The organism is Arthrobacter sp. E1SS-5 (genome assembly GCF_057073715.1).
The window spans coordinates 2,943,032-2,969,365 of record NZ_CP172703.1 but is presented as its reverse complement, the minus strand read 5'-3'; the positions used below and the strand labels follow the sequence as shown (position 1 = coordinate 2,969,365).

Below are 26,334 nucleotides of genomic sequence, written 5' to 3'. Positions count from 1 at the left end.
ACACCCGTCGGGTTCCCTGGCCGAGCTTGCGAGGCTAGGGAACGGGTGGGGAGTGCCATTGCTCACATCCGGGGCCTGGAATAGGGGGATTGGCGCCAAGGTTCTAATATTTACTCAACACTTTCTGCCCCCGGAATGCCGTGCTGCACGGTGCTCCCGCAGGATCGTCTGCACAGGCCAGTTCCGTAATCACGGGCTGGTCATCGGCTGCAACCCCTACCCGTGACCCAGCAACCAAGGTAAGAGGCGCACTCATGACCGAGCCCGAACACAACCCCTTTGGCTTCATTGGCCTGACCTACGACGACGTCCTCCTCCTGCCGGGCCACACCGACGTCATCCCGTCCGAGGCCGACACGTCCTCCCGGATCTCCAAGCGGATCAGCGTGCAGACCCCGCTGCTTTCCGCCGCGATGGATACCGTCACGGAGTCCCGCATGGCCATCGCCATGGCCCGCCAGGGCGGCTTGGGCGTGGTGCACCGCAACCTGTCCATCGCCGACCAGGCGGACCAGGTGGACCGGGTCAAGCGCAGCGAGTCGGGCATGATCACCAACCCGCTCACCATCCGCCCCGAGGCAACGCTGCGGGAACTGGACGATCTGTGCGCCCACTACCGTGTCTCAGGCCTGCCCGTGGTGGACGAGGACAACCGCCTGCTGGGCATTGTCACCAACCGCGACACCCGGTTCGTCCCGGAGTCTGATTTCCCGCTGCGGCTGGTCAGCGACGTCATGACCAAGATGCCTCTGGTCACCGGGCACGTAGGCATCAGCCGCGAGGAAGCCTCGCACAAGCTGGCCACCAACAAGATCGAAAAGCTCCCGCTCGTTGATGACCAGGGGCGGCTCAAGGGCCTGATCACCACCAAGGACTTCACCAAGGCCGAGCAGTACCCGCTGGCCACCAAGGACGACGAAGGCCGCCTGCGCGTCGGTGCCGCCATCGGCTTCTTCGGGGACGGCTGGGAGCGCGCCATGACCCTCGTGGACGCCGGCGTTGACGCCCTGTTCGTGGACACCGCCAACGGCCACTCCCAAGGCGTGCTGGACATGATCCACCGGCTGAAGTCAGAGCCCGCCGCGGCGCACGTGGACATCATCGGCGGCCAGGCGGCCACCCGCGAAGGCGCCCAGGCGCTGATCGACGCCGGGGCCGACGGCATCAAGGTGGGCGTTGGCCCCGGCTCCATCTGCACCACCCGCGTGGTGGCCGGCGTCGGTGTCCCGCAGATCACCGCCATCTACGAATCGGCCAAGGCGGCCATGCCGGCCGGCGTGCCGCTGATCGCCGACGGCGGCCTGCAGTACTCCGGCGACATCGGCAAGGCGCTGGTTGCCGGAGCGGACACGGTCATGCTCGGCTCCCTGCTCGCCGGTTGCGACGAGTCCCCGGGCGAGCTGATCTTCGTCAACGGCAAGCAGTTCAAGTCCTACCGCGGCATGGGCTCCCTGGGCGCCATGCAGTCGCGCGGCAAGAACACCTCCTACTCCAAGGACCGCTACTTCCAGGCTGACGTGTCCGGTGACGACAAGCTGATCCCCGAAGGCATCGAAGGCCGGGTTGCCTACCGCGGCCCGCTGTCCTCCGTGGCCTACCAGCTGGTCGGCGGCCTGCGGCAGACCATGTTCTACACCGGCGCGCCCACCATCCCCGAGCTGAAGGTCCGCGGCAAGTTCGTCCGGATCACCTCCGCCGGCTTGAAGGAATCGCACCCGCACGATATCCAGATGACCGTCGAGGCGCCCAACTACGGCTCCCGCTAGACCTCGATTGGGATGGGCATTTCTGCCCATCCCAATTTTTTGCGATAATTACTATAGTCGTTGGAGAAATATCCGTGCGGGTTGGGGGAAGCAGTGGCAGGCACTTTCTATGGGGCGGACGTCGCCCAGCTCAGGCTGCTGGCTGCCAGCCTCCGGTCGGCAGGGCGGAGCCTTGATGGACAACGGCAGTTGCTTGGCGCAGGCGTGGACGCCACCCGCTGGCCCGGCCCTGATGCGGAGAGGTTCCGAGGGGACTGGAAAACAAGCCATAGCCGTTCCCTGTCCGCCGCAGCTCTGTTCCTCAAGCTAGCAGCCGAAGAGTTGGTGCGGCAGGCAACCGAACAGGAGACGGCAAGTGCGGGAAGCGGCGGTCTTATTGTCGCCGGTCCGCGTCCAGGAGTGCAGGCACCGGTTCCCGGGCCGGGCGACATCAAGGGCAAATCCGCTGCTGAAGTCCGCACCTGGTGGCTGAGCCTGACTGCTTCCCAGCAGCAAACCTTCATCCGGAACTACCCTGTCGAGGCGGGAAACACCAACGGCATACCCTTCTCTGCGCGGATTGAAGCGAACCGCGCCAACGCGCAAAGCCGAATTGACTGGCTGACCAAGAACGATCCCGCACCAGTGTTCGATCCGTTGATGCTGGTGTACTCAGGCTATCCGGAGCGCTACGCAGCCGAACTCAGAGCGTGGGGCGTGCGCCAGAAGGACGGAGTGGACTACTTCCGCCGGGTGGTCGCTGGCGACGTGCAGCTCGCCGCCTATGATCCCTCGCAAAACTCAATTGTGGAGATGATTGGTACCTATGGCCCGGACACCTCTGCAGTCATTACCTACGTGCCCGGCACGCTCACCAACGAGGCGTCGTTTTATAAAGGGGATGCGCAGCACATAGCTCGCTACCTGGAAAGTAACGGCTTGCCTAAAAGCACCGCAGCCTTTGTTTACAAGGGCACGGAGTTCCCCGACGGCGGTCCGGAGGCTTTTGTCGTGGAGGCTAGGGACGATAATTTCGTGGCGGCCACGTCGCCGGTCCTAAAGGACTTCCAGGCTGCCGTTGACTTGGAAAAACCAGCGGGCGCGCGGACCGTTGGAGTGGGCCATAGCTGGGGAGCGCGGAACCTTACCGGTTCAGAAGCGGCAGGTGCCCACTACGACAAGGTGATCGCTCTGTCCGGGGCAGCAATTCCGCCCGGCTGGGCACCGGATGCCCGCACGCAATACGTCACCTTTACGTACCCCGACCTTCTCTGGACAGTCGAACTCACCGGCGCTGTGGGTGCGAATTACCCGATGAAGGAACCTGCCTTCGAGAAGCACCTTTATGCACCTTCGGACGGAGTTGATTGGAGCGACCCGATCAGCATGGAAAACCACAGCCTCATCACATCAATCGGGCCGGAGAACGTTGCGCTCTCGGATATCTTGAAGGAAATTTCTCAGTGAGGGCATTTCGTATGCGCGGTGCGCCACGGCTGGCCGCGACAGCGATCATCTTTGCCATGGGCCTTTCATCGTGCGGATCAGTAGGAGCAGGCAAACAGATGCAAGACATGACCCTTCAGGAAGCGAAAACCAAAGTTCTCAACCTCCAGCACCGGATCGTTGAACAGGTACCGAAGGACCTGGTGGTTTCCGTCTTTGAAAGTGACTCTTCGAGCCTCTTGCCCTGCGGCGGCGACCGGAAGAAGTGGGCCGGTACAGGTCAGGTTGAACTGAAGCCGGGATTGGATCGAAACGAGTATTTGGATGAAGTCCGGGACAGCATGTCCGGTATGGAGGGCTGGAAAGTGAGGGACAGCACCGACAAGGACGGTGAACGTGTGGTGGAACTACGTCATGCTGACGGCACGCACGTCATTGTGGGCATCTGGGACGGGCCAGAGAGTGTGCACGTAAGCAGCTTCAGTGCCTGCTTCGACTTTCCAGAGTACGAGTACGGCGAGGAGTACTGACCTCCGCCGTACCCAGGGGTGCGGCACTAGGCTGATTCCATGTCCCAACCGCGCCATCCGGCGGAGCTGACGCCCAAACGCGACCCGCAAAAGCGGCTTGCCCTGCGCCCCTATGCCAAGGCCGTGGCACAAGTCCTCCGCGTGAGCTTCCGTGCATCCCCGGGCGCCGTGGTCATGAAAGTGCTCGGCTCCGTGATTTCCGCCGTGCTGCCGTTGGTCACCACCTACTTCGCGTCCCTCACCACCTCGGCGCTGGCCGCGGCATACGCGGGCGACGGCGGAGCAGGCCAAAGCGCTGTCGTCTACGTCATCATCACGGCAGCGCTGGGGTTGTTCTGGGGTGCCTTCAACAGCGTGGACCGATATATCCAGCAGCTGATGAGTTTCAAAGTGGGCGCGATCGTGGGGGACCAGATGTATGAACGGTTCCTGTCCCTGGAGTTCTGGCGCTACGACGACAAGGAGACGGTGGACCTTTACGACCGCGCCAAACGGTTCTCCGACTCCTATGCCCGCGTCCTGGACCGGATTGCCGCCATCTTCACGCAGTTGGTCTCCGTGGTCCTGGCCATCGGTGCCCTGCTGCTGGTCAGCTGGTGGATCGCCGTCATCGTCCTGGTGGCCATAGTCCCGAGCGTGTACTTGCAGTTCAAGCTCTCCCGGGAGCAGATCGCGCACTGGAACACGCAGGTGGACTCGCGCCGCCAACGCCGCATGATCGAAACCAACCTCCTGCGGCCCCAGCACATCGCGGAGATGCGGCTCTACGGCATCGTTGGATTCCTGATGGATTTCCGTGCCCGCCTCCGCGACGCGGATGAGCGGCGGCGCCTGGATTACCAGCGGCGCTACATCCCCAAACAACTGGCGGCGGACGCGCTGCAATATGGCGCAGAGGTAGTCTCGCTGATCTGGGTAGTGGGCCAGATCATCACCCGCGCAGCCCCCGTGGGCCAGTTCCTCTACGTCCAGCAAATCGTCAGCCGCGCGCTGTCCACGGCCAACAACCTAGTCTCCTCCCTGAGCTCCATCGACGAGGATCTCGCCAACCTGAAGGACTACGAGCTCTTCATGGCGCTGCAGGTGCACAGCGAACACGCGCCTCCGCTGCTGGAGGCGCCCAAGGAGGTGGAGCTGAGGGACATCCGCTTCACGTACACAGGCAGCGACATTGAGGTGATCAAGGGCATCAGCCTCACCATCCGCCAGGGCCAGCACATTGCCATCGTGGGGGAGAACGGGGCCGGGAAGTCCACCCTGATCCGCATCCTGGCCGGCCTCTACCGCCCCGACTCAGGACAGGTACTGCTCGACGGCGTGGATCTCGCCGCCGTCGACGTGACCTCCTGGCACCGGCACCTGGCAGTGCTCAGCCAGGAGTTCCTGAAGTACGAGTTCGCCACAGCAGCCGAGAACATCTACTTCGGCGACGTGGAGAGCCCCCGCGATGACGGCCGGATCACGCGGGCAGCAGCAGACGCCGAAGCACTCGACTTCATCAACAAACTGCCCAACGGGCTGGACAATCACGTCAGCAATTGGATGGAAGACCCGCGCGGCCGGAAGGGCAGCGGGCTGAGCGGCGGTCAGTGGCAACGTCTGGCGATGGCCCGGAACTTCTACCGCGACGCTTCCTTTATGGTGATGGACGAACCCACTTCGGCCATCGACGCCCTCGCCGAGCACCGCATCTTCACGCGTCTCTTCGCGGACCGCAGCAGCACCATCATCGCCATCAGCCACCGGCTCGCCACGATCGAGAAGGCGGACGTGGTCTACATGCTGGAGGACGGGCGGATCGTGGAGCAGGGAACCCACAAGGAACTCGTGGCGCTTCGGGGACGCTACTTCCGGATGTTCGAATCCCAGCTTTCCGTGGAGGAATCTGAAGGAGTCTGACGCAGGTTCTCGAAGCTCGCGATCCGCGCCTGGTTGGCCTCAGCGGCGCCGCAACCAGGCGGTATAGAGACGGTCCCTGTGCCGATGCAGGTGCCGCGAGTACAGCATTCCTGCTCCGGCTGACAAGGGAAACGCCACCAGCAACGCAAGGATGGGCAGGACGTCAGGGGAGGTACCGCGCGGTGCGGCCACCAGTATGGCTGCAACCAGCGCCAGCACTGCTGCCACCATGCCGATCACTGTTCCGGGAACAAGCCGGATGTACTGCTCAGCACGGTTCACGTCGTAGGCCGGGTGGGGTGCACTGCGCGTAAACCGGGGCCCAATAGCCATCAGCCAGCCTGCGCCGGAGATGGCCACGCCCAGGAATGCCAGCACGAGTCCATTCCCGGGATTCTGGCCAGTGCCGGCCAAAACAATCGCCTGAACCGCTCCGGGTACGGCGAAGACCATCCCCATCCACCAAAACCAAAAGACACGGGCCCTGCTGTGGGAGTATCCCAGCGCATGTTCCTGTCGGTCAAGGTTGCCCGTCGTCGTCTCCATCACGTCTCCACCACGGTGGTGCACACGCGGGCGATGCTTGGGCGGGGAGGGACGCTGCTGAAGCCGAATGTCACCAGTGGCCGGATCGGCGCCAGCGCTCCGGCATCGGCACCATTCCAGCGGACGACGGCGGACGTTACGTGGTGCAGGTCCGTCACCCCATAGAACTCCGTCCTTCCGCTGCCCGCAGTACCGTAGGTGCGGGCGCCGGGTGCCGCCAGCGCGGCGAACGGATTGACCGCGGCGAGCCAGCGGGGATGGACGGCCAAGCGCCGGGGCACCGCCCGCAGCGCTGACCCGAGAAGGGTCCTGGGGCCGGTGACGGCCCTGACGTCCAGCGGGCCGGCGTCGACCGTTAAGCTGTGGCCGGCGAGCGAGGCGGAAACGTCCACCACCTGCACCTCGTCAAAGCTGTAGGTGGCGGCGATGAAGCCGGCAACGTCCGGTGTAGGAGCCAGCAGCAGCCGGTGTCCCGAAGGTTGTTGCACCATGACGTCGGCGAATGAGCCAAAGGGGGAGTCCTGCCAGATCCCCACCACGGCGCGCAGTCCGGAGGCCGTACCAAGCCCGGCGATATGGCCGTCAAATGTCCAGCGGTTGCCCATCGCACTCCTGCGCTTCCCGGATGTCAGAGCGGCCCGTACGTGGCGTTGCCGTACGGATCGCGCCAAACGGCCAGGTCCGCCTCGACTGCCCTCCGAAGGCTCGGATTGGTTTGCACCCGCAGGCGGAACGACTGCCGGGCCCGGCCCAGGACCGCCGACGGGACGATGATGCACGCGACCAGGAGGGCCAGCATGAGTACGTAGATGCCCACCAGGACGGTGACCTCACCGGCGCCCTTCGCCGCGGCAGAGGGCAGGGTGGGAAAAAGGAACGCGCCGACAATGGCCGCCAGGAACGACACCATGCCGATGCCGCCGCGGGCAGATCCGGGGCCACGGGTGATCAGGACCTTGTCGGTCTTGGGCAGGACAGCCCGGGCCCGTTTCCACCCCAACATGCCCAGCACCATCAGCACAGTCCCCAGCGGGACCAGGACGAGCGCTGCCGCAGGATTCCCCGACATCACGGAAGTGAAGGCTCCTGCCAGGGCCAGGACGGGTCCGCCGGCGATCGCCCCGCTCCAGCCGGCGGCCAAGGTGCCCTGGGCATCCGCCAGTTGGCGCAGCCGGGACGGGGCGTCCGGTGGGCTGACCCGGGCCAGTTCCGGGGAGAGCCAATGGTCGAGCGAATGGACAGGCGTGTCGGCGGGAAAAGGAATGGAGTGCGTCATATCGGAAGGAGGCCCAATCGTGGAAGCTATCGCGGGAGCATCCACCGAAGCCCCCTGCCCAAGGCTACGTGCTTGCTGGGAGCAGTTGCCAGGGCCAGCGATGACCTTCAGGTCCGGCCCGGGCCAGGCCAGCGGACCTGCTGGGATAACCTAGAGCAGTGACTTATGAGATCGAGATCGGCCGTGGCAAGCGTGGGCGTCGTGCCTACTCCCTGGATGACATTGCAATCGTCCCCAACCGTCGCACCCGCGACCCCAAGGACGTCTCCGTCTCCTGGCAGATCGACGCCTACCAGTTCGACATGCCGGTGATCGCCGCCCCAATGGACTCCGCCATGTCCCCGCAGACCGCCATTGCCCTGGGAAAGCTGGGCGGCCTCGGCGTGCTGGACCTGGAAGGCCTCTGGACCCGGTACGAGGACCCGCAGTCGGTCCTCGATGAAATTGCCGCGCTGGAGGACGAGACCAACAGCCCCGCCGTCACCGGTCGGATGCAGGAGCTGTACCAGGCACCCATCCAGCCTGAACTGATTACCTCGCGCCTGGCCGAGATCCGGGAAGCCGGCGTCACCGTGGCCGGATCCCTCACCCCGCAGCGCACCCAGGAGCACTACAAGACGGTCCTGGCTGCCGGCGTCGACATCTTCGTGATCCGCGGCACCACCGTGTCGGCAGAGCATGTCTCCAAGGACCACGAGCCGCTGAACCTGAAGCAGTTCATCTATGAACTCGACGTCCCCGTCATCGTCGGCGGCGCTGCGGGCTACACCCCGGCGCTGCACCTCATGCGCACCGGCGCTGCCGGCGTGCTGGTGGGCTTCGGCGGCGGTGCAACCACCACCACGCGGCGCGCGCTGGGCATCCACTCGCCCATGGCCTCCGCCATCTCCGACGTCGCGGCCGCCCGCCGCGACTACATGGACGAGTCCGGCGGCCGCTACGTGCACGTCATTGCCGACGGCGGCATGGGCACCTCAGGTGACATTGTCAAGGCAATCGCCATGGGCGCCGACGCCGTCATGCTGGGCAGTGCCCTGGCCAGGGCGGAAGAAGCACCGGGCAAGGGCTGGCACTGGGGCCAGGAAGCCCACCACACCGAACTGCCGCGCGGGGACCGCGCCAACGTCGGCACCGTGGGCCCGCTGGAGGAGGTCCTTTTCGGACCGGGCCACCACACCAACGGCACGTCCAACCTCATCGGGGCGCTGCGGCGCTCCATGGCGACCACCGGCTATTCGGACCTGAAGGAATTCCAGCGGGTTGACGTCGTCGTATCTCCTTACGAAGGAAACTAAGCACAGGTCAGGGCCGGGTGGGCACCACCCGGCCCTGCCCAAAGCACGCCACTTGCAAGTAGTGTGGGTTTACTACCGGCACTAGAGGCACTGGAGGCGTTCAATGAAGAGTGTTCCTGCAAACGGCGGGGTCCTTGGCCCCGAAGCCAGGGAAGCATCCATCCAGCGGCTGCGCGCCACCACGGAACCCGGCCAGGAACTGGACATCCTGATTGTCGGCGGCGGCATCGTTGGTGTCGGAGCCGCGCTGGATGCCGTGACCCGTGGGCTGAGCGTGGGCATCGTCGAGGCCAGCGACTGGGCCGCGGGCACTTCTTCCCGGTCGTCCAAACTCATCCACGGCGGCCTGCGTTACCTGGAAATGCTGGATTTCGCCCTGGTCAAGGAAGCCCTGCAGGAACGCGGGCTGCTGCTCTCCGAGATCGCGCCGCACCTGGCCCGGCCGGTGCCCTTCCTCTACCCGCTCACCAAGCCGTTCATCGAGCGGCCCTATGTAGGTGCCGGCATCGCGCTGTATGACATCATGTCCATCTCCAGCGGACACAGCCGCGGTGTGCCGTTCCACAAGCACCTGAGCAAGCGCGGCACCCTGCGCGCCGCCCCCAGCCTGAAGGATGATGCCTTCGTAGGGTCCATCAGGTACTACGACGGCCAGGTGGATGACGCTAAATACTGCGCCAACCTGGTCCGCACCGCTGCCTACTACGGTGCCCATGCCGTGAACCAGATGAAGGTGGTGGACTTCCTGCGCGAGGGTGAGCGGGTGGTCGGGGCCAAGGTGGAGAACCGCGAGGACGGCACGCAGTTCAGCGTCCGCGCCAAGCAGGTCATCAACGCCACGGGTGTGTGGACCGACGAAACCCAGGCCATGGTGACCGACCGGGGCCAGTTGAGGGTCCGCGCCTCCAAGGGCATCCACCTTGTGGTTCCGCGGGACCGCTTCCAGTCCACGGTGGGGCTGATCCTGCGCACCGAGAAGTCTGTACTGTTCGTCATCCCATGGGGTCGGCACTGGATCATCGGCACCACCGACACCGACTGGCACCTGGACAAGGCCCACCCCGCCGCCTCCAGCAAGGACATTGACTACGTCCTGGAACACGTGAACCAGGTACTCAAGCGGCCACTGACCAGGGAAGACGTCGAAGGGGTTTACGCGGGGCTGCGGCCGCTGCTTGCCGGCGAAAACGACTCCACCGCCAAGCTCTCCCGTGAACATGTGGTTGCCCACCCGGTTCCCGGCCTGGTGGTGGTGGCCGGGGGCAAATGGACCACCTACCGGGTCATGGCCAAGGACGCCGTCGATGAGGCCACCCGCACCATGGACGAGCGGGTGCCGCCCAGCTGCACCGAGACCATTCCGCTGCTGGGCGCCAGCGGATTCCGGGCGGCCTGGAACCGCCGGAACCGTACCGCCGAGGAATCCGGGGTCCACGTGGCGCGGATCGAGCACCTGCTCAACCGGTACGGGTCCATGACGCCCGAAGTGCTAGAAATCATCAAGCAGAATCCTGAGCTGGCTGAGCCCATCCCCGGAGCAGACGACTACCTGCAGGCGGAGGCCGTGTACGCAGCCACGCACGAAGGTGCCCGCCACGTGCAGGACGTCCTGACCCGGCGGACTAGGATCTCCATCGAGGCCTGGGACCGCGGCGTGTCCGCCGCCCCCGTTGTCGCTAAACTGATGGGTGACGTCCTTGGCTGGAGCGAGGCGCAGCGCGAAAACGAAGTCCGCCACTACCTTGCCCGCGTGGAAGCGGAACGCCTTAGCCAGCAACAGCCGGACGACGAATCCGCAGACGCCGCCCGCCTGGGCGCGGAAGACATCGTGCCCTTGCGTTGAGGGGCCGCTAGCCCCACTGCTGACCGAAGGGATACGCCTTGGCGGAACCACTGGACCCGTATGACGCCCACCTGACCACCGCCGACATGGTAATCCTGGAAATGGAGGCGAAGGACAAGACCGACGCCACCAACCAACTGGCAGAGCGGCTGTACTCCGCCGGGCGGATCTCGGATCTTGACGGGTTCCTGAAGAACGTCAACGCCCGGGAGCACCAGCTGGCCACGGGACTCCCGGGCGGCATCGGGTTGCCGCATGCGAGGAGCGAATTCGTCTCCCAAACGTCGATTGCGGTGGGAATCGCCAAGTACGGCCATGCGCTGGACTTCGGTGCCGCCGACGGCCCGGCCACAGTCATCCTGCTCATCGCCACCCCGGCCAGCTCCTTCTCCGACCACCTGGAGGTGCTGGCCACCCTGGCCCGGTCGCTGTCCAAGGAATCATTCCGGGAGTCGCTGCGGCGGGCCTACGACGCCGAAGTGATCGCTGAACTCATCAATTCCAGCCTGGTGTTCTTCGACCACTAGGCATGTAAGGGATGGACCGTCCCGTTTCCGGTCCGGATGCCCTGGCGTTTAGTTGTTCTACAGAAGTACAAAGTACGGTTAAGACGTGTGGAAAACAGCCCTTAAGCCCCGATGGATCGCAGGCTTTATCTTTGCGATCGTTCTCTCCGGGGTCTTCGTGCTGCTGAGCCAGTGGCAGTTCGGCCGCTCCACCCAACCCGAAGTGCCGGTCAACCCGGCTTCCGAACAGGTCCAACCGCTCACAGGCACCCTGCAGCCGGGGGAGTTCTTCCATGGAAGCGTCGCAGACCAGATGGTCACGGCGCAGGGAACGTACAGCCCCGACAAGCAGGTCCTGGTTCCGGGCAGGCTCCACGACGGCAAAAGCGGCTACTGGGTGGTATCCGCCTTCGCGGTCAACGGAGCCCCCACCCTGACCGGCGCGGGCGCATCTCCGCAGACCTGGATCCCGGTGGCACGGGGGTGGGTTGCGCAGCCCGACGACGCGGCAGCACCGCCGTCGGGCGTTGTTGAACTCACGGGACGCCTCCTGCCATCGGAGGCGCCGGTGGCTGGGAAGGCGCCGAAGCCGGGAGAGGCCTCGGCGGTTTCCGTCGCCGAGCTAATCAACTACTGGGATGTGAGCAGCTACCCGGGCTTTGTGTCTGCCACTGCAGAAGCGGTGGGCGGCCAGGACCTCAGCGCGGCAGCCGTCCCCGGAAAACTCCTGCCCCTGAACATCGGGCCGCAGCCCCCTGAACAGCACATCAACTGGCTGAACCTGTTCTACTCCATCGAATGGGTCGTCTTCGCCGGCTTCGCCTTCTTCATCTGGTGGCGGCTGGTCAAGGACGACTACCACCGCGATCTCGAGGAGGCCCTCGAGGACGCCGAGGAGGCCCCCGAAGGCGGGCTCCACGAAACACCGCCTCCTCCACACGGGCCTGAACAGCAGCAGCCTGACCAGCACCAGCAGAAGGTACAGCCATGATTGATCCGAAACCCGCCACTCCGTCCCCGCAGGCATCCGGCGGCAAGACTTCCGGCAAGAAACGCCGCTTCGGCGGTACGGAGGCGCAGATCCGGTCCGCCCTGAAGTTCTACAAGGTCATGGCCTACCTCACCGGAACCATGCTGCTCCTGCTCTGCGCCGAACTCGTGGTGCGGTACGGCTTCGGGCAGTACCTGTTCGCGGGCGGCACCAACGCCGTGACCGGCCAGCCCTTCGGCTTCGGATTCGCCGACGCCGAGCCGGCCGGGGTGATCAACGGCGTCAACGTCTCCGTCACGGTGCTGATCGTGCACGGCTGGATGTACGTGGTGTACCTGATCTCCAACTTCCGCCTGTGGTCCCTCATGCGCTGGCCGTTCCTGAAACTGGTCCTGCTGGCACTCGGCGGCGTCGTGCCCTTCCTGTCCTTCATCGTCGAGAAGAAGTTCCACGCCGAGGTGGAGGCCGAACTGGCCGCCAACCCGCAGGCGCCGCAGCGCTACTGAGCCGCTCCCCGGCAGACCCGCATCGGTAGCCGGTCGCCCGCCGTCGGACGTTCGCTCCGTCACAGCGCGGCGTCCCAAGATGCGCCGGTGCAACGGCGCCAAGTAGGCTATTACGGTGACTACTCCCACTGCATCCCAGACTTCCCAGAAGCCGGTGCTGGTTGTTGATTACGGTGCCCAGTACGCGCAGCTGATTGCCCGCCGCGTCAGGGAAGCGAATGTGTATTCGGAAGTGGTTCCGCATACTTACTCCACCGAGCAGCTCCTGGCCAAGAACCCCGCCGCCATCATCCTGTCCGGAGGCCCCTCCAGCGTTTATGCCGACGGCGCCCCGAGCGTGGGTGCCGACCTCTTCGAAGCCGGCGTTCCCGTCTTTGGCATCTGCTACGGGTTCCAGGCCATGGCCAACGCGCTGGGCGGCAAGGTGGACAAGACCGGACTGCGGGAGTACGGCTCCACCGAGACCACCATCCTGGGTGATGCCCGCTCCGTCCTTGAAGGCATGCCCCAGCACCAGAAGACCTGGATGAGCCACGGCGACTCCGTGCACCGCGCGCCGGAAGGCTTTGAAGTTCTTGCCACGACGGCAGGCGCTGAAGTGGCAGCCTTCGCCAACGAGGAAAAGGGCCTCTTCGGCGTGCAATGGCACCCGGAGGTCAAGCACTCCGCCTATGGCCAGCAGGTGCTGGAGAACTTCCTGTTCAACTGCGCCAAGATCGAGCCGAACTGGACCACGGGCAACATCCTCGAAGAGCAGGTGGAGCGCATCCGCCAGCAGATCGGCGACGCCCGGGTTATTTGCGGCCTCTCCGGCGGCGTGGATTCTGCAGTGGCGGCTGCCCTGGTCCAGCGCGCGGTGGGCGACCAGCTCACCTGCGTGTTCGTGGACCACGGACTGCTGCGTGAGGGCGAAGCCGAGCAGGTGGAGCGCGACTTCGTGGCTGCCACCGGCGTCAAGCTGTACGTGGCCAACGAGCAGGAGCGCTTCCTCTCGGCACTGGCCGGCGTCAGTGACCCCGAAACCAAGCGCAAGATCATTGGCCGCGAGTTCATCCGCGCCTTCGAAGAAGCCGAACTGGCCATCATTGCCGAGGCCGCCGCGCACGGCGAGAAGATCAAGTTCCTGGTCCAGGGAACCCTGTACCCGGACGTCGTCGAATCCGGCGGCGGCGAAGGTGCTGCGAACATCAAGAGCCACCACAACGTGGGTGGCCTTCCCGAGGACCTGCAGTTCGAGCTCGTTGAGCCGCTGCGTGCGCTGTTCAAGGACGAGGTCCGCGCTGTCGGCGCCCAGCTGGGCCTGCCGCAGGAAATCGTTGGCCGCCAGCCGTTCCCCGGCCCGGGCCTGGGCATCCGGATCGTCGGCGACATCACCAAGGAACGGCTGGACCTGCTCCGCAAGGCAGACGCCATCGCCCGCGCCGAACTGACCGCGGCCGGCCTGGACAACGAGGTATGGCAAATGCCGGTAGTGCTGCTGGCGGACGTCCGCAGCGTCGGCGTCATGGGCGACGGCCGCACCTATGGCCACCCCATCGTGCTGCGTCCCGTGTCCTCCGAGGACGCCATGACCGCCGACTGGTCGCGCCTGCCCTACGATCTCCTGGCCAGGATTTCCAACCGGATCACCAACGAGGTGGACGGCGTCAACCGCGTGGTGCTGGACGTCACCAGCAAGCCGCCGGGAACTATCGAGTGGGAATAGCATCCTAAGTGGCCGGCCTCCGCCAGCGGGGGCCGGCCACTGCTTTTCCCCAACGAATCCTCCGCAAATTCCCGTGCTCCAGTGTTGCGGTCGCTCAAGTCCGGTGCCGAAGCGGCTACTCTCGAACCTATGCCGGTATGGTCCAGGGCGTCACGTGCAAACGCAGAAAAGAAGGCAGAAGTGTCAGTTGGTCAAGGCCACCCGGAGGGCTCGGAAGAGCTTCGTAAATGGCTGTCCGGGCTCAAACCCGTCACCGGCGCGGACACGATGCTGCGCTTCACCAAGACGCCCGAAGGTTCCATCGACCTCACCTCGGCACACCCCTCCGGACTCGCCCAGCTCATGGCCGGGCGCCGTACCCGCCTCTCCACCCTGATCCGGGACCGGCAGCAGTACGTGGTGGCGGCCAGGGCTTCGCGCAACATCCGGTCCAAGATCTTCGAGCTCGCCAACGACCGCGGCATCGACGCCGGGTACCTGTCGGCGGGCACCGTGGTGTGGACCTCCGCCGTCGGGGGTAAGCCCCAGCGCATCTCCGCTCCTGTGATGCTGACCGCCATTTCCCTCACGGTCCGGCCGGGGGAGGACGACTTTGAACTGCAGCTCACCGAGCAGGCGCAAATCAACCCTGCATTGGTGCGGCACCTGAAGAACATCCACGGCATTGTCTTTGACGTCAACGCCGTCACCCGCCTGGCATACAGCACCGCCCGGTTCGACCCCCAGCCGGTCCTTGACCGGCTGGCCACCCTGATTCGGCCCATCCACGGAGCGGAAACCCAGCACAACCTGCTCGTTTCCACCTTCGCCGACCTCTCCGGCAACCTGGACGACCCCTGGATCAACGACACCCACCCCATCGTGTCCGCGCTGGCCACCGCGGCCGGCGGCGAGATGGTGGACGTCGAGGAACCGGACCCGTCCCGCTTCCCGAACCTGGACAACCGGCACCCCAAGGATGAGCTGCTCCTGCTGGACGCGGACACGGACCAGCAGTATGTGATCGACGCAGCCCGCGCCGGGGACTCCCTGGTGGTCAGCAGCCCGCCCGGCACCGGCCAGACACAGACCGCGATCAACACCATCGGCGCCCTGGTGGATGCCGGCAAGACAGTGCTGGTGGTGGGCGACCGCCGTGCCAGCCTGAACGAGGTCTCCGGGAACCTGGAGTCGCTGGGCCTGGAGTCCATCCTGTTCCAGCTCACCGGGAACGTCACGGCCCAACAGCTGAAGGGCCAACTGGTCCGGGCGATTGTCCGCAACGAGAAGTCGTTGGAACCGCAGCTGGGGAACCTGCACAACACCCTTACCGAGCACCGGCACGCGCTGATGGACCACGTGGCATCGCTGCACAACGTCCGCGAACGCTGGGGCTGCTCGCCCTACCAGGCCATGCAGTCCCTCGCCGAACTTACCTCCATCCACCCGGCACCGGCCACTACCGTCCGGCTTAAGCGCAGCGTGCTGGACAGCATCCGGGACCGTGAGGAACTGGCTGGCCGTCTGCGCCGGGCTGCCGAGCTGGGCAGCTTCAGCAAGGCGGCCACCACCAGCCCCTGGCACGGCGCAAGGTTGCTGACCCGCAAGGAAACCGAGGAAGCGCAGGACCTGGTCCGGTCCGTGGCCAAGAGCCTTCCCATCCTCCGTGACCGCATGGACGCCGTTGCCGAGCACGCCGAAATCCGCTTGGGCGAATCCTTCGCGGAGTGGGGCGAACAGCTTGAACTGCTGCTTGCCGTCCGCGGCAGCCTGGACAAGTTCACCCCGGACATCTTCGACCGCCCGGTGACGGACCTGATCTCCGCCACTGCGCCGTCCTCGTGGCGGCGTGAGCGCGGCATCGAATTGACCGCCATGCAGCGCTCCAGGCTGCGCCGGGTGGCCAAGGAATATGTGCGCCCCGGCGTTCACATCGCGGACCTGCACTCGTCCCTGCTGCTGGTCCAGGAACAGCGGGCCCTGTGGGCGGGCTACGCCACAACACAGCGGCACCCCGCCGTTCCATCGGGCCTGGCCGAAATGAACGCCATGTACCGCTCCCTGGACAAGGAGCTGGCGCAACTGGGCGAGGCGCTGCGGCATACGGAAGACGGCGGGTCACTGACCGGTGTTCCCTACCGGCAGCTGATGGAACGCCTGGAACGCCTGGTGGCGGACACCGACACGCTCAAGACCCTGCCCGAACGCACGCTCCTCATCGAGAGCATGCGCGAGAACGGCCTCGGTGAACTCCTTGCCGACCTTGCCGAACGGGAAGTGCCCGAAGGATCGGTCGCGGCCGAACTGGAACTGGCGTGGTGGCAGTCCGCGCTGGAGGCCATGATCAGCGGTGACGACTACCTTGCCATGTCCGACGGCGACGCCCTGCGCCAGCTCGAAGCGGAGTACCGCCTCGCGGACAACGCGCATATTGCCAGCGGCGCAGCCCGGCTGCGATGGGCCCTGGCGGAGAGGTGGCGCACCGCTATTGCCGCCCAGCCGCGGCAGGCCGGCCTTTTGCGCAGCCTGCTCAAGGACGGACGGGTCTCCCTGCCCGCCCTCACCGCACAGGCTCCGGACCTGATCGGCATACTGGTTCCCGTCTGGTCTGTCAGCCCCTACCTCATGACGGGCCTGCTTCCAGCCGAACAGCACTTCGACGCAGTGGTGATCCTCGATGCGGAGGCCACCTCCCTGCAGGCGGTCCTGCCCTCGATTGCCCGTGCCCGGCAGGTCATTGCCTTCGGCGATTCCCGCATTGCCACGCCGCGGACCTTCACCGTAGGGGTGGAGCGGCTGGCGCCCGGAGAATCGGCGCACCACCGTGTGGAAAGCGCCTTTACCGCGCTCTCCGCCGTCCTGCCGGTATGGCAGCTCAACGTGGTGTACCGCGCGGTGGATGAGGACCTGGTCCTCCAGCTGAGCAAGAGCTTTTACGACGGCGGCCTGCGCCGTCTGCCGGAAGGCCAGTCCGCCACGGGGCTGGACCGCTCCCTGCTGGTTGAGTACCTGCCGGACGGCACCGGTCTGCCCAGTGCCGACCACGAGGGCGTGGAATCCGTGGTGGCAGAGGTCAACCGCGTTGTGGAACTGGTCTTTGAGCACGCCCGGCTGCGTCCCCGCACCTCGCTCGCCGTGGTGACCGCCAGCCTCCGGCACGCGGCCCGGATTGGCGAGTCAATACGGCTCCAGCTGTCCAATCAGCCCGGCCTGGCCGGATTCTTCGGGGCCGGCCCGGAGTCCTTCCGGGTGGTTGACCTGGAACGCGCCCAGGGCCTGGTCCGTGACCACGTCATCTTCTCGCCGGGATTCGGGCGGACCCCGCACGGCCGTGCCCTCCACAACTTCGGGCCGCTGTCCGCAGAGGGCGGCCGGGAGAAGTTTGCCCTTGCCATGACCCGGGCACGGCGCTCCCTGCACGTGCTGACCTGCTTCCGGCCGGAAGACCTGGACCACACCCGCCTCACCCATGGCGCGGTGGACCTGTACACGCTGCTGGACCGGGAGATCTCCGGCAACACCGACCTCGGCACCCCGGCGTCCCGTGCCGCTGCCAGCGAACAGGCGCTGGGAGCGGACCCCCTGGTGGCGGACCTGGGGGACAGGCTCCGCGCCCGCGGCGCCAGGGTTTGGCACCAGTACGACGGCGCCATCGACGTTGTTGCCGCGGCCGACCCCCTGAACACCATGGGCCAGGACGACCTGGACCTGCCCCGGCCTGTTGCCATCGAGTCCGACGGCACCAAGCAGTACCGGGCCATGAGCGTGCGTGAACGCAGCAGGCTGCGGCCGGAACTGCTGGAACGCCTGGGCTGGCGCTACATGCCGCTGTGGACCATCGAAGTCTTCACCGACCCCTCCACCTGCGCCGACCGCATTGCCGGGTACCTGGGACTTGAGAACATCGTGCTGCCGGGCAGGAGCACCACCTCCACGGGATTCCTTGACGACGACGTCCACCAGGCGCTCAATGGAATCGATACTGCACCATCCGCCGCCTCCTACCTGCCCGGCGGGGCGGCCGGAAACCTGGACAGCGACGGGGACCGCCAGGAAGCCGGGACAGTCCGGCACAGCGCCGACGGCAACTCGGACGGGTCCGGCGCGGACCGCTCCGGCGCCGGTTCGGGTCAGCACGGCCAGGGCAGGCGTGCCGGCAGCCCGAAAACCGAGGAGGCAGACCCCGTGAGCAACGAAAACCCGAGTAAGGAAGACAGGGCCGGGAACGCCGGGCCCGAGGAAGATATGCACCACGACCGGAACAAGAACCAAGAGACTGCACCAGGTGCTGGCCCTGCCTCCTCCGGGGACACTGCGGCATCCGCCCCGGCCGCACGCACAGCACAGGGTGGCAGTGAGGAAATCCTTCCGAGCAAGGCTGCTGAGGACGATGCCCGCAGCTGGGGTGACCGGGAGGACGATCACGACACCTGGCTGAAGGAACAGAAGCCACCGCACTGGGGCTGACCGCACTGTGCCTGATCGCACGGGGGCGGACCGCGGGGTCCGGGTTGGACGTGCGTATGGGTTGGCCCGGACATGCGGGATCGACTACCCGGCGTCCGGCTGGACCCGGCATGCGGGTTCGTCTAACTGGCGCTCCGGCTCTGCCCGGCGCGGCTCATGTCACGGCGGGCCGACCAGGACGAAGAACAGCCGGCCCTGGGTTGAGGCTCCGGCCAGGCGGGACGATTGTTCCGCGTTGGCGGCTACCACAATCAGTCCATCGGTCTCGGTGGTACCCAGCCATTGCCCGCCCTGGCCGCCGTTGTTCGACGTCCAGAGGACGGGGACGGCTGATGCCAGGACCTGGGAGGGGCCCTGCTGGTCAAACCCATTGGCCGATGTCAGCACCACGTTGACCAGCTGGCCGGGGGAGACCAGCTGGATGGATGCGGCGTCCGCCATGCGGAGGGGAACTGCCGCTGACCCTGGCGGCGTGCCCGCCAGCAGCCCCGGGCCGAGCAGTTGAGCGTCCGTGAGGAGTTGGCCCTTGCGCAACGGTGCGGCCAGTTGCTTGCCCGCTGCGGCCGCGTCATCCTGCAAGAATCCGTCAGCCACCATTCCCGGCGGCACCTGGAGGTGTGCCAGATCTGTTGCCGTCACGGCGGTCCCCGCAGGAAGATCCCGGGCTGCGGCCAAAGCCGTAACAGTGGCGAGCGGGGGAGGAGTGAGCTGCTGCACCGCAAGGGCTGCAGCTCCGCATAGCAACAACGCTGCGACGAGCCTGCGGTTGCGGTTCAGCCACCCGGCTAACCGTGCCCCCGGCGAACGGTCTTTACCGCGGCGTGCAACGTTTCCAGGGCTGGTGGGAGGCCGGTAGCGGTCGCGGCGACGGCTGGGAAGTCTGGACATGCGCCCACGCTAGTTGCGGTAAACGCGGCGGGGCATCCGGAACGAACGCTATGTGGACAAAGGCGGCCGGCGCTGGAACGCGCCGGCCGCCGTCGTACTTAAGACTTATTCCTGTTCAGCTGGCTGCTGCAGCCGGCGCCGAAACGGCGGGGGAAGCAGCGGGCGCAGCCGGAGCGGCGGCCGGCGCAGGGGAGACGGAGCTGCCCTTGGAATCGCGCGAGTCGGTGCGGTAGAAACCGGAGCCCTTGAAGACGACACCCACGCTGTTGAACTTCTTGCGCAACGTACCCTGGCATTCAGGGCAGGACGTCAGGCTGCTGTCCGAGAACGACTGGACAATGTCGAAGGCGTGGCCGCAATCCTTGCAGGCGTAAGCATATGTTGGCACTGGTGCTCCTCCTCTTGGGCAAACGAGAGGTCCCGTGCTGCCACCTGGTAAACCATTAGCAGTCGCAGGGCCTGAGTGCTAATTCTATCACTGCCCCCGGATGGCCCGGGGTCAGGCGCCGCCAGTGAGCGGCTGGTACCCGGACGGCACCAGGACCGCCGGGACCGGCCGGTCGAATTCCTCCGCAGGAATCCGTCCCGCAGGCAGCAATTCATCGTCGTAGATAACAGCGGCCAGCGGAATTTCCTTCCCGGCCGTCGCCAGATGCCCCAGGAACTTGTCGTAGTACCCGCCGCCCTGGCCGATCCTGTTGCCGGCACGGTCCACCGCGGTGGCCGGAATGAAAAGGACTGCCGCTTCACCTGCCGTCTCAGGCCCGTGCCGGGGACCGGCGGGCTCAAGGATGGGTGCATACTTACTGCGCTCGAAGCCTGCTTCGGGCGTCCAAAACACCCAGCTCAACTCCCTGCCGGGTTCGCACACCGGAAGCAGCACCTTGTGCCCGCTGCTGTGCAGGGCATTAATGAGCGGCAGGGTGGGCGGTTCCTGTCCCACCCCCAGGTACACGCACGCAATGCCGGGCTGGCCGCCGGTGACCGTCGCGGCCCAGGCTTCCCCGTGCACAGCCAGGGCGCTGCCTGCCGTCTCCAGTTGCGCCGGCGTCAGCCCCGCGCGCCGGCGCCGGTGGGAGGCCCGGATATCATCCTTGACGGCGTTCGTCTCCTGCAGCATGGTGTCCTTCCTGCGTTGCCGGTTCTGCACGGCTTCCGGCCGGGTGCCGGCCTGCCGCGCCGATGGTTACTTAAATGCTTGACGCTGACGTTAGATTAGTCCGGTGAGCACCAGTAACCCCAGAGTCCGCAAAGCCGTCATTCCCGCCGCGGGCCTGGGCACCAGGTTCCTGCCCGCCACCAAGGCGATGCCCAAGGAAATGCTTCCCGTCGTGGATAAGCCTGCCATCCAGTATGTGGTGGAGGAAGCCGTGCATGTAGGCCTCAACGACGTTTTGATGATTACCGGCCGGAACAAACGCGCCCTGGAAGACCACTTCGACAGGGTGCCCTCCCTTGAATCGACGCTGGAGGGCAAGGGAGACACCGAAAAGCTTGCATCCATCCAGGCGGCCAGCCAGCTGGGCGACATCCACTACGTCCGGCAGGGCGACCCCCACGGACTGGGTCACGCGGTACTTCGCGCAAAGCAGCACGTGGGCAACGAAGCCTTCGCCGTCCTGCTGGGGGACGACCTGATCGATGCCCGCGACGAACTGCTCAGCACCATGATCGACGTGCAGGCGAAAACGGGAGGGTCCGTCGTCGCGCTCATCGAGGTGGAACCCTCGCAGATCAGTGCCTACGGCTGCGCCGACATTCAGGAGATTGACGGCGAAGACTACGTCCGCGTCAACCGGCTGGTTGAAAAGCCCTCACCGGAGGAAGCACCGTCCAACCTTGCGCTGATCGGGCGCTACGTCCTGCACCCGGCAGTGTTCGAAGTCCTCGAGCACACTAAGCCGGGACGTGGCGGTGAAATCCAGCTGACGGATGCCCTCCAGGAACTCGCCTCAGGTGACGGCGAGGGGCATGGCGTCTACGGTGTGGTGTTCCGCGGCCGCCGCTACGACACCGGAGACAAACTGAGCTACCTCAAGGCCTGCGTCCAGCTGGCCGTCGACAGCGAAGACCTGGGTCCGGGCCTGCGGGAATGGCTGCCCGGCTTCGCCGTCGGCCTTTCCCGGTAACCCCATGCGCACAGGTCCCATTTGGCCGGTCACCCTTGAATGCGGCGACCTGGTCCTGCGGCCCATCCGGTACCGCGACAAGAAAGAGTGGACCGAGGTACGGTCGCGCAACAGCGACTGGCTGGCGCCGTGGGAGGCGTCCAACCCGGACCCTGCTGGTGGCCTCCCTGACTACCGGCACATGGTCCGCTCTCTCAATATCCAGGCTGCCCAGGCCACTGCACTGCCTTTCCTCATCACCGAATGGCAGCCGGGCCTTCGGAACCCCGCCATCGTGGGACAGCTGACAGTGTCTTCCATCGTCTGGGGTTCGGCCATGATGGCCACCCTGGGGTACTGGGTGGACCGGGACAGGGCAGGACGGGGGATAGCGCCCACCTCCGTGGCGCTGGTAACCGACCACTGCTTCCGGGCACTCGGCCTGCACCGGATGGAAATCAATATCCGGCCCGAGAACGGACCAAGCCTGCGCGTGGTGGAGAAACTGGGGTTCCGGGACGAGGGCTACCGTCCCCGCTTCCTGCACATCAACGGCAAGTGGGCAGACCACCGCTCCTTCGCCCTCACCGCGGAAGAAGTACCGGAAGGCCTGCTGGGTCCCTGGCTGGCGTCACGCCGGTCATAAACTTGATGGTTCGCCCACAGGGGCACGACACACCCTTGGTAATGCGGCCTGAGCAGGCATGATGCTCATACGGTTTTGAGTGTGGACTTCCCCCTTAGCAGCTCAGTGATCCTTGTGGTTGCCGTCGCGCTCTGGATTGTATGGGTTGCCCCTTACGTCCTCCGGAACCGCCGGCACCAATTCCAGCCTGCCGGCGACTTCCTGACAGACGCCCCCGCCGATGAAAGGCCGGATCCGCACCCCGGCCTGGTCCTGAACGTCGCCGCCCAGCAGGAGAAAGCCATGGAACCCAGGAAGAGTGCCGCACCCGCTGCAGGCACTGCAAGCACCCCACCCCCGGCCAGGTTCCGCGTCCGCTACGGCCGCACGGCCCTGGCCCTTGTGGGGCTGCTGTCCCTGGTCACCGCTTTCATCTCGGGCGTGCTGCTTCCGTTCGGCGTCGGTTCGCCGGCTCTTCCCCTCACCTGCACTCTGTTGACGGCCGCGTCGGTTGCACTGCTGCGCTGGCTCGCTGTCCGCGACCGCAAGGCGAAGGTGAACGCCGCCTTCCGCTCTGCCATGAGCGCCCCGGCACACCGCCCGGAAGACGCCGTCGTTATACCTGCCAAGCCCGAGGCTGCCCCCGTACTGCCGGAAAGCACCCTTTTCGATGCCGAAGCGGGCCAGGCGAAGGTTAAGCCGCTGACGGCCGTTGAGCTGCGTGAAGCGGCCCTCGCCGTCGCTGTGGCTGCAGGGGACACCAGCGCAGCGGCTCCGTCCGTCATTCCCGTGGGCACGCCCTGGGAACCGGTGGAGGTTCCCAAACCTGTTTACGTGGAAGCGGCCAAGGCTGAGCGCCCCGAGCCGCAGCCGCTGGAACTTCCGGAGGCGCCCAAAGCAGTCGGGAAGCCGTCCCTGAAGAAGGGCGCTGCCGGGGCCGCGGCAGCAGAAGCCGGCGAAGCGGAGCAGTTGGGCGCCCAGCAGTTGTCCAAGGCACAGAGCGCGCTGAGCAACCTCGACGACGTCCTCCAGCGCCGCCGCGCCTAAGGCCAGGCGGGGGAGCCCCTCATTCCGGACAGGTGCCCGCACGTCAATTGGCGTTAGGGATGGAAAATTTGTAGCCTAGGGACACCGGTTCCGCACCAGCCTGGAACACCTTGCAGGAGGCAGCCAGTTCCGGGGCTATAGCTCAGTTGGTAGAGCGCTTCGTTCGCATCGAAGAGGTCAGGAGTTCGAATCTCCTTAGCTCCACATCAAAGCCCGCTGGAAACAGCGGGCTTTTTCGTGCCTACCTGCCCGATGCTCCGAAGCCGGTCCGCGAAACGCTGGGCGGTGCCCGCCCCATTCCGATTGCCCGGGCCTAGAGTAGGCCCATGGGAATCATTATCGGCCTTCTGGTCCTCTGGCTCATCCTGTCCATCCTCGGCTTCGTCGTGAAGGGCCTTCTCTGGCTCGCCATCATCGGGCTGGTCCTCTTCGTTGCCACCGGCGTCTGGGGTTGGCTGAAACGCAGGACGAACGCCTGACCATCATCCGCCTGCCGGCGGCTGTTGGGCCGGTAGGCGGGGTAATAAACCATCCAAGGACCCTGGTCTTTTCGTACCGGCGGCGCCACGCTGGCTCCATGAGCCTTGCAGCGAAGCCGGGCGGTCCGGCGCCATTGGTTCCTCCGATCCGCCGTAACCTCGCCGCCAACCACGCCCTGCACCCGGACCGTCCGTGGATTCGTGTCACCCGGATCTTGACAGGCTTGCTCGTTCTTGCCGCGGTGGTCCAGAAGACCGTGGATGCCACCCTCCCCGGCAATGACGTGGACATCCCCCAGCTGTATTCGGAATTCACCGTGCAGGGGAACCTCGTTTTCGGTGTGGTCCTGATTATTTCCGGAGTACGCCTGCGGAGCTCTCTGCCGTCCTGGTGGGACCACTTTTTCGGGGCCTTGGTCCTGTACCTGGTGATGACCGGGATCATCTACGTGGTGCTCGTGGCTCCGCCAGGAGAACCCTGGTGGACCCTGGACTTGTATTGGCCACAGCTTGTCCACCACCGCCTGGCCCCGCTGGTGGCGGCCCTTGACTGGGTCTTGGTGACCCGTACGGTCCGCGGCCCCTGGTGGCGGCCCGTTGCGTGGCTGGGCTACCCCGTAGTGTTCCTGGCCTTCTCGTGGATCCGGGGCGGGTTGGACGGATGGTACGTCTATGACTTCCTTGATCCCACCCTCGACGGCGGCTGGCCCAGGGTGCTGGTGGCCACCGGACAGGTCCTGATCGCCTTCCTGGCGGTATCGGTCCTGGTGCATGCCGCGGGCAATGCGCGGGCGGCACTGGCAGCCGGAAAGGCTGCGGGGGCCAGGATCCCTAGATCCAGCCCTTCTTTTTGAAGATCCCGTACATGAGGGCCCCGGCGGCAACCATGAGCACCAGCGCGTAGGGATAGCCGAAGGCCCAGTGGAGCTCGGGCATGTTGTCGAAGTTCATCCCATAGATCCCGGCGACGAAGGAGGGCGCGAACAGGATGGCAGCCCAGGAGGAGATCTTCTTCACCTGCTCGTTCTGCTCGGCGCTGGCCTCATTCTGCCGGTTCGCGGTAAGCGTTCCGTCCAGGGTCAGGGCATTCTGCAACAGGTCCCGGAAGGAATCGGCCCGGGAAATCACCCGCTCAACATGGTCTTCCACATCGCGCAGGCTGTGCCGCAGGTCGCCTTCAACCTGGTACTTTTCGAAGCCCCTCTTGAGCTGGTCCAGCATCTCCGGCAAGGGGTGGATGGCGCGCTGGAACTGGATAACTTCGCGCGCCAGTTCATAGATCCGGCGGGACACGGCGGAGTCGCCGCTGAACAGCTGGTCCTCAATCTCGTCAATGTCGTTCTCCAACCCGGCCACCACCGGGGCGTAGTCGTCCACCACGCGGTCCAGCAGGGCGTACAACACCGCTTCGGGCCCGTGCTGGAGAAGATCCGGCCTTGACTCCAGACGCCGCCGTACCGTGGCCACACCCGCTGTTTCGGCGTGCCGCACGGTCACCACGAAATTCCTGCCCGTGAAGACGTGGAGTTCACCGAACTCCACGGTCTCGTCCTCGTCCAGGTACCTGGCCGGCCGCAGAACGGTGAAGAGGTTGTCATCGTAACGCTCCAGCTTGGGCCGCTGGTGGGCCGAAACAGCATCCTCCACGGCAAGGGCATGGAGCCCGAACTCGGCGGCCACGGCAGCCATTTCCTCGACGGTGGGCCGGTAGAGCCCGATCCAGGCCATACCGCCATGCCGGGCCAGGGTCTCAAAGGTCTGCTCCAGGCTTTCAGGCTCTGCGTGGCGGACGCCGTTGACGTAGACGGCGTTATCGATGATGGTCATTCAGGAAATCCTAGCGGCCGAAGCTGCGCCGGTGCTGAGGCCGCTGATGAGGGGCTCCGTCCGGTAGGGGATATGCGTGTGCAGGGCGAGCACCGTTTCTGTCCGGATCACGCCTTTGATCCTCAGGACCTGCCTCAGGGACGCCTGAAGGTTGTGGGTGTCCGTGGCCACCACCCGGCACCAGACATCGCCACGGCCGGAGATTTCGTGGACCTCCAGGACCTGCGGAATGAGCCTCAGCGCCGCCACGACCCCATCGAGCTCGCGGTGGGAAACCTCAATGGTCACGAACGCCACCACGTCATAGCCCACCGCCTCCAGGTCAACCTCACGCCCGCCCGGACGCAGCACCCCGGCGCGCAACAAGCGCCGCACCCGCGACTGCGCGGTGTTGCGGGCAATGCCCAGGGACTCACTAAGCTCGCCGATCTGGATCCGGGGATCCCTGATGAGGGCCAGGAGGATCTTCAGGTCGGTAGGGTCCAACTTGTTCAAAACCGTCACTCTCCATCACGTTGGAAGCCGGAAGTTGATGATCCTGCTCAATTATCCACGTGAAAACGGATTGATCACGCAACCCTGCCGCATTCTTGGAGCAACACAGTTGTATCCGCGCGCCGGCTCCC

At 65.6% G+C, this 26,334-nt stretch carries 24 protein-coding genes and 1 tRNA gene; 17 read left to right on the top strand and 8 right to left on the bottom strand.

Annotated elements, in window-relative coordinates:
* The first annotated feature begins 254 nt into the window (after positions 1-254).
* The 4 genes from guaB (at position 255) to ACIGJD_RS13725 (ending at position 5,620) form a co-directional block, all read left to right on the top strand.
* Positions 255-1,766, top strand: a complete 1,512-nt coding sequence (gene guaB, locus ACIGJD_RS13740) for an IMP dehydrogenase (RefSeq protein ID WP_483686662.1) — start codon at positions 255-257, stop codon at positions 1,764-1,766.
* Positions 1,767-1,970: 204 nt separating this feature from the next.
* Complete coding sequence (locus ACIGJD_RS13735; protein ID WP_483686661.1) at positions 1,971-3,212, top strand: hypothetical protein; 1,242 nt, start codon at positions 1,971-1,973, stop codon at positions 3,210-3,212.
* 98 nt (positions 3,213-3,310) lie between these two features.
* A complete protein-coding gene (locus ACIGJD_RS13730; protein ID WP_483686660.1) occupies positions 3,311-3,721 on the top strand; it encodes a hypothetical protein in 411 nt (136 codons plus the stop codon).
* A 39-nt stretch (positions 3,722-3,760) separates the two neighbouring features.
* A complete protein-coding gene (locus tag ACIGJD_RS13725) occupies positions 3,761-5,620 on the top strand; it encodes an ABC transporter ATP-binding protein (RefSeq protein WP_483686659.1) in 1,860 nt (619 codons plus the stop codon).
* Between the two features lie 39 nt (positions 5,621-5,659).
* Here the strand turns inward: ACIGJD_RS13725 and ACIGJD_RS13720 are convergent, their stop codons facing one another.
* Genes ACIGJD_RS13720 through ACIGJD_RS13710 form a run of 3 tightly spaced genes read right to left on the bottom strand, consistent with a single transcriptional unit; the run spans position 5,660 to position 7,442 of the window.
* Positions 5,660-6,166: a hypothetical protein gene (locus ACIGJD_RS13720; protein ID WP_483686658.1), complete on the bottom strand. Its 507-nt coding sequence runs from the start codon at positions 6,164-6,166 to the stop codon at positions 5,660-5,662.
* Entirely contained in the window at positions 6,166-6,771 is a 606-nt protein-coding gene (locus tag ACIGJD_RS13715; protein WP_483686657.1) for a hypothetical protein, read from the bottom strand. The genes ACIGJD_RS13720 and ACIGJD_RS13715 overlap by 1 nt, the downstream gene beginning before the upstream one ends.
* Positions 6,772-6,794: 23 nt before the next feature.
* On the bottom strand, positions 6,795-7,442 hold the full coding sequence (locus ACIGJD_RS13710) for a hypothetical protein (RefSeq protein ID WP_483686656.1): 648 nt from the start codon (positions 7,440-7,442) through the stop codon (positions 6,795-6,797).
* A gap of 158 nt (positions 7,443-7,600) precedes the next feature.
* Here ACIGJD_RS13710 and ACIGJD_RS13705 point away from each other — a divergent pair, with 158 nt between their 5' ends.
* From ACIGJD_RS13705 to ACIGJD_RS13675, 7 genes are all read left to right on the top strand, one after another.
* Entirely contained in the window at positions 7,601-8,737 is a 1,137-nt protein-coding gene (locus ACIGJD_RS13705) for a GuaB3 family IMP dehydrogenase-related protein (protein ID WP_142133157.1), read from the top strand.
* Between the two features lie 103 nt (positions 8,738-8,840).
* A complete protein-coding gene (locus ACIGJD_RS13700) occupies positions 8,841-10,580 on the top strand; it encodes a glycerol-3-phosphate dehydrogenase/oxidase (protein ID WP_483686655.1) in 1,740 nt (579 codons plus the stop codon).
* A 38-nt stretch (positions 10,581-10,618) separates the two neighbouring features.
* Positions 10,619-11,107, top strand: coding sequence for a PTS sugar transporter subunit IIA (locus ACIGJD_RS13695; protein WP_483686654.1), 489 nt, complete (start codon positions 10,619-10,621; stop codon positions 11,105-11,107).
* Between the two features lie 85 nt (positions 11,108-11,192).
* Positions 11,193-12,077, top strand: coding sequence for an SURF1 family protein (locus tag ACIGJD_RS13690; RefSeq protein WP_483686653.1), 885 nt, complete (start codon positions 11,193-11,195; stop codon positions 12,075-12,077).
* Positions 12,074-12,583 (top strand): DUF3817 domain-containing protein, encoded by a 510-nt coding sequence (locus ACIGJD_RS13685; RefSeq protein WP_483686652.1) that lies wholly within the window; start codon positions 12,074-12,076, stop codon positions 12,581-12,583. The genes ACIGJD_RS13690 and ACIGJD_RS13685 overlap by 4 nt, the downstream gene beginning before the upstream one ends.
* Before the next feature lie 115 nt (positions 12,584-12,698).
* The gene (guaA, locus tag ACIGJD_RS13680; protein WP_483686651.1) at positions 12,699-14,288 is read left to right on the top strand and encodes a glutamine-hydrolyzing GMP synthase; all 1,590 of its coding nucleotides are present in this window, start codon (positions 12,699-12,701) and stop codon (positions 14,286-14,288) included.
* A 180-nt stretch (positions 14,289-14,468) separates the two neighbouring features.
* The gene (locus ACIGJD_RS13675; protein ID WP_483686650.1) at positions 14,469-18,734 is read left to right on the top strand and encodes an AAA family ATPase; all 4,266 of its coding nucleotides are present in this window, start codon (positions 14,469-14,471) and stop codon (positions 18,732-18,734) included.
* 159 nt (positions 18,735-18,893) lie between these two features.
* On the opposite strand, the gene ACIGJD_RS13670 is transcribed toward ACIGJD_RS13675, so the two are convergent.
* The 3 genes from ACIGJD_RS13670 to ACIGJD_RS13660 all read right to left on the bottom strand — a co-directional run bounded on the left by ACIGJD_RS13670 (position 18,894) and on the right by ACIGJD_RS13660 (position 20,742).
* Complete coding sequence (locus tag ACIGJD_RS13670) at positions 18,894-19,373, bottom strand: RcpC/CpaB family pilus assembly protein (protein WP_483686649.1); 480 nt, start codon at positions 19,371-19,373, stop codon at positions 18,894-18,896.
* A gap of 364 nt (positions 19,374-19,737) precedes the next feature.
* Entirely contained in the window at positions 19,738-20,010 is a 273-nt protein-coding gene (locus tag ACIGJD_RS13665; protein ID WP_483686648.1) for an FmdB family zinc ribbon protein, read from the bottom strand.
* A 111-nt stretch (positions 20,011-20,121) separates the two neighbouring features.
* A complete protein-coding gene (locus ACIGJD_RS13660; RefSeq protein ID WP_483686647.1) occupies positions 20,122-20,742 on the bottom strand; it encodes a 5-formyltetrahydrofolate cyclo-ligase in 621 nt (206 codons plus the stop codon).
* A 103-nt stretch (positions 20,743-20,845) separates the two neighbouring features.
* On the opposite strand from ACIGJD_RS13660, the gene galU reads away from it, so the two are divergent.
* The 6 genes from galU (at position 20,846) to ACIGJD_RS13630 (ending at position 24,735) form a co-directional block, all read left to right on the top strand.
* Positions 20,846-21,751 (top strand): UTP--glucose-1-phosphate uridylyltransferase GalU, encoded by a 906-nt coding sequence (gene galU / locus ACIGJD_RS13655; RefSeq protein WP_483686646.1) that lies wholly within the window; start codon positions 20,846-20,848, stop codon positions 21,749-21,751.
* Between the two features lie 4 nt (positions 21,752-21,755).
* Complete coding sequence (locus tag ACIGJD_RS13650) at positions 21,756-22,376, top strand: GNAT family N-acetyltransferase (protein ID WP_483686645.1); 621 nt, start codon at positions 21,756-21,758, stop codon at positions 22,374-22,376.
* A gap of 105 nt (positions 22,377-22,481) precedes the next feature.
* Positions 22,482-23,402, top strand: coding sequence for a hypothetical protein (locus ACIGJD_RS13645; RefSeq protein WP_483689502.1), 921 nt, complete (start codon positions 22,482-22,484; stop codon positions 23,400-23,402).
* 131 nt (positions 23,403-23,533) lie between these two features.
* A tRNA-Ala gene (locus ACIGJD_RS13640) sits at positions 23,534-23,606 on the top strand.
* Between the two features lie 122 nt (positions 23,607-23,728).
* Positions 23,729-23,881 (top strand): hypothetical protein, encoded by a 153-nt coding sequence (locus tag ACIGJD_RS13635; RefSeq protein WP_286398066.1) that lies wholly within the window; start codon positions 23,729-23,731, stop codon positions 23,879-23,881.
* A gap of 98 nt (positions 23,882-23,979) precedes the next feature.
* Positions 23,980-24,735: a Pr6Pr family membrane protein gene (locus tag ACIGJD_RS13630; RefSeq protein WP_483686644.1), complete on the top strand. Its 756-nt coding sequence runs from the start codon at positions 23,980-23,982 to the stop codon at positions 24,733-24,735.
* Here the strand turns inward: ACIGJD_RS13630 and corA are convergent.
* Both corA and ACIGJD_RS13620 read right to left on the bottom strand, forming a co-directional pair.
* Positions 24,713-25,708, bottom strand: coding sequence for a magnesium/cobalt transporter CorA (corA, locus tag ACIGJD_RS13625; RefSeq protein WP_483686643.1), 996 nt, complete (start codon positions 25,706-25,708; stop codon positions 24,713-24,715). The genes ACIGJD_RS13630 and corA overlap by 23 nt on opposite strands.
* On the bottom strand, positions 25,709-26,203 hold the full coding sequence (locus ACIGJD_RS13620; protein ID WP_483686642.1) for an Lrp/AsnC family transcriptional regulator: 495 nt from the start codon (positions 26,201-26,203) through the stop codon (positions 25,709-25,711).
* Positions 26,204-26,334 lie beyond the last annotated feature (131 nt).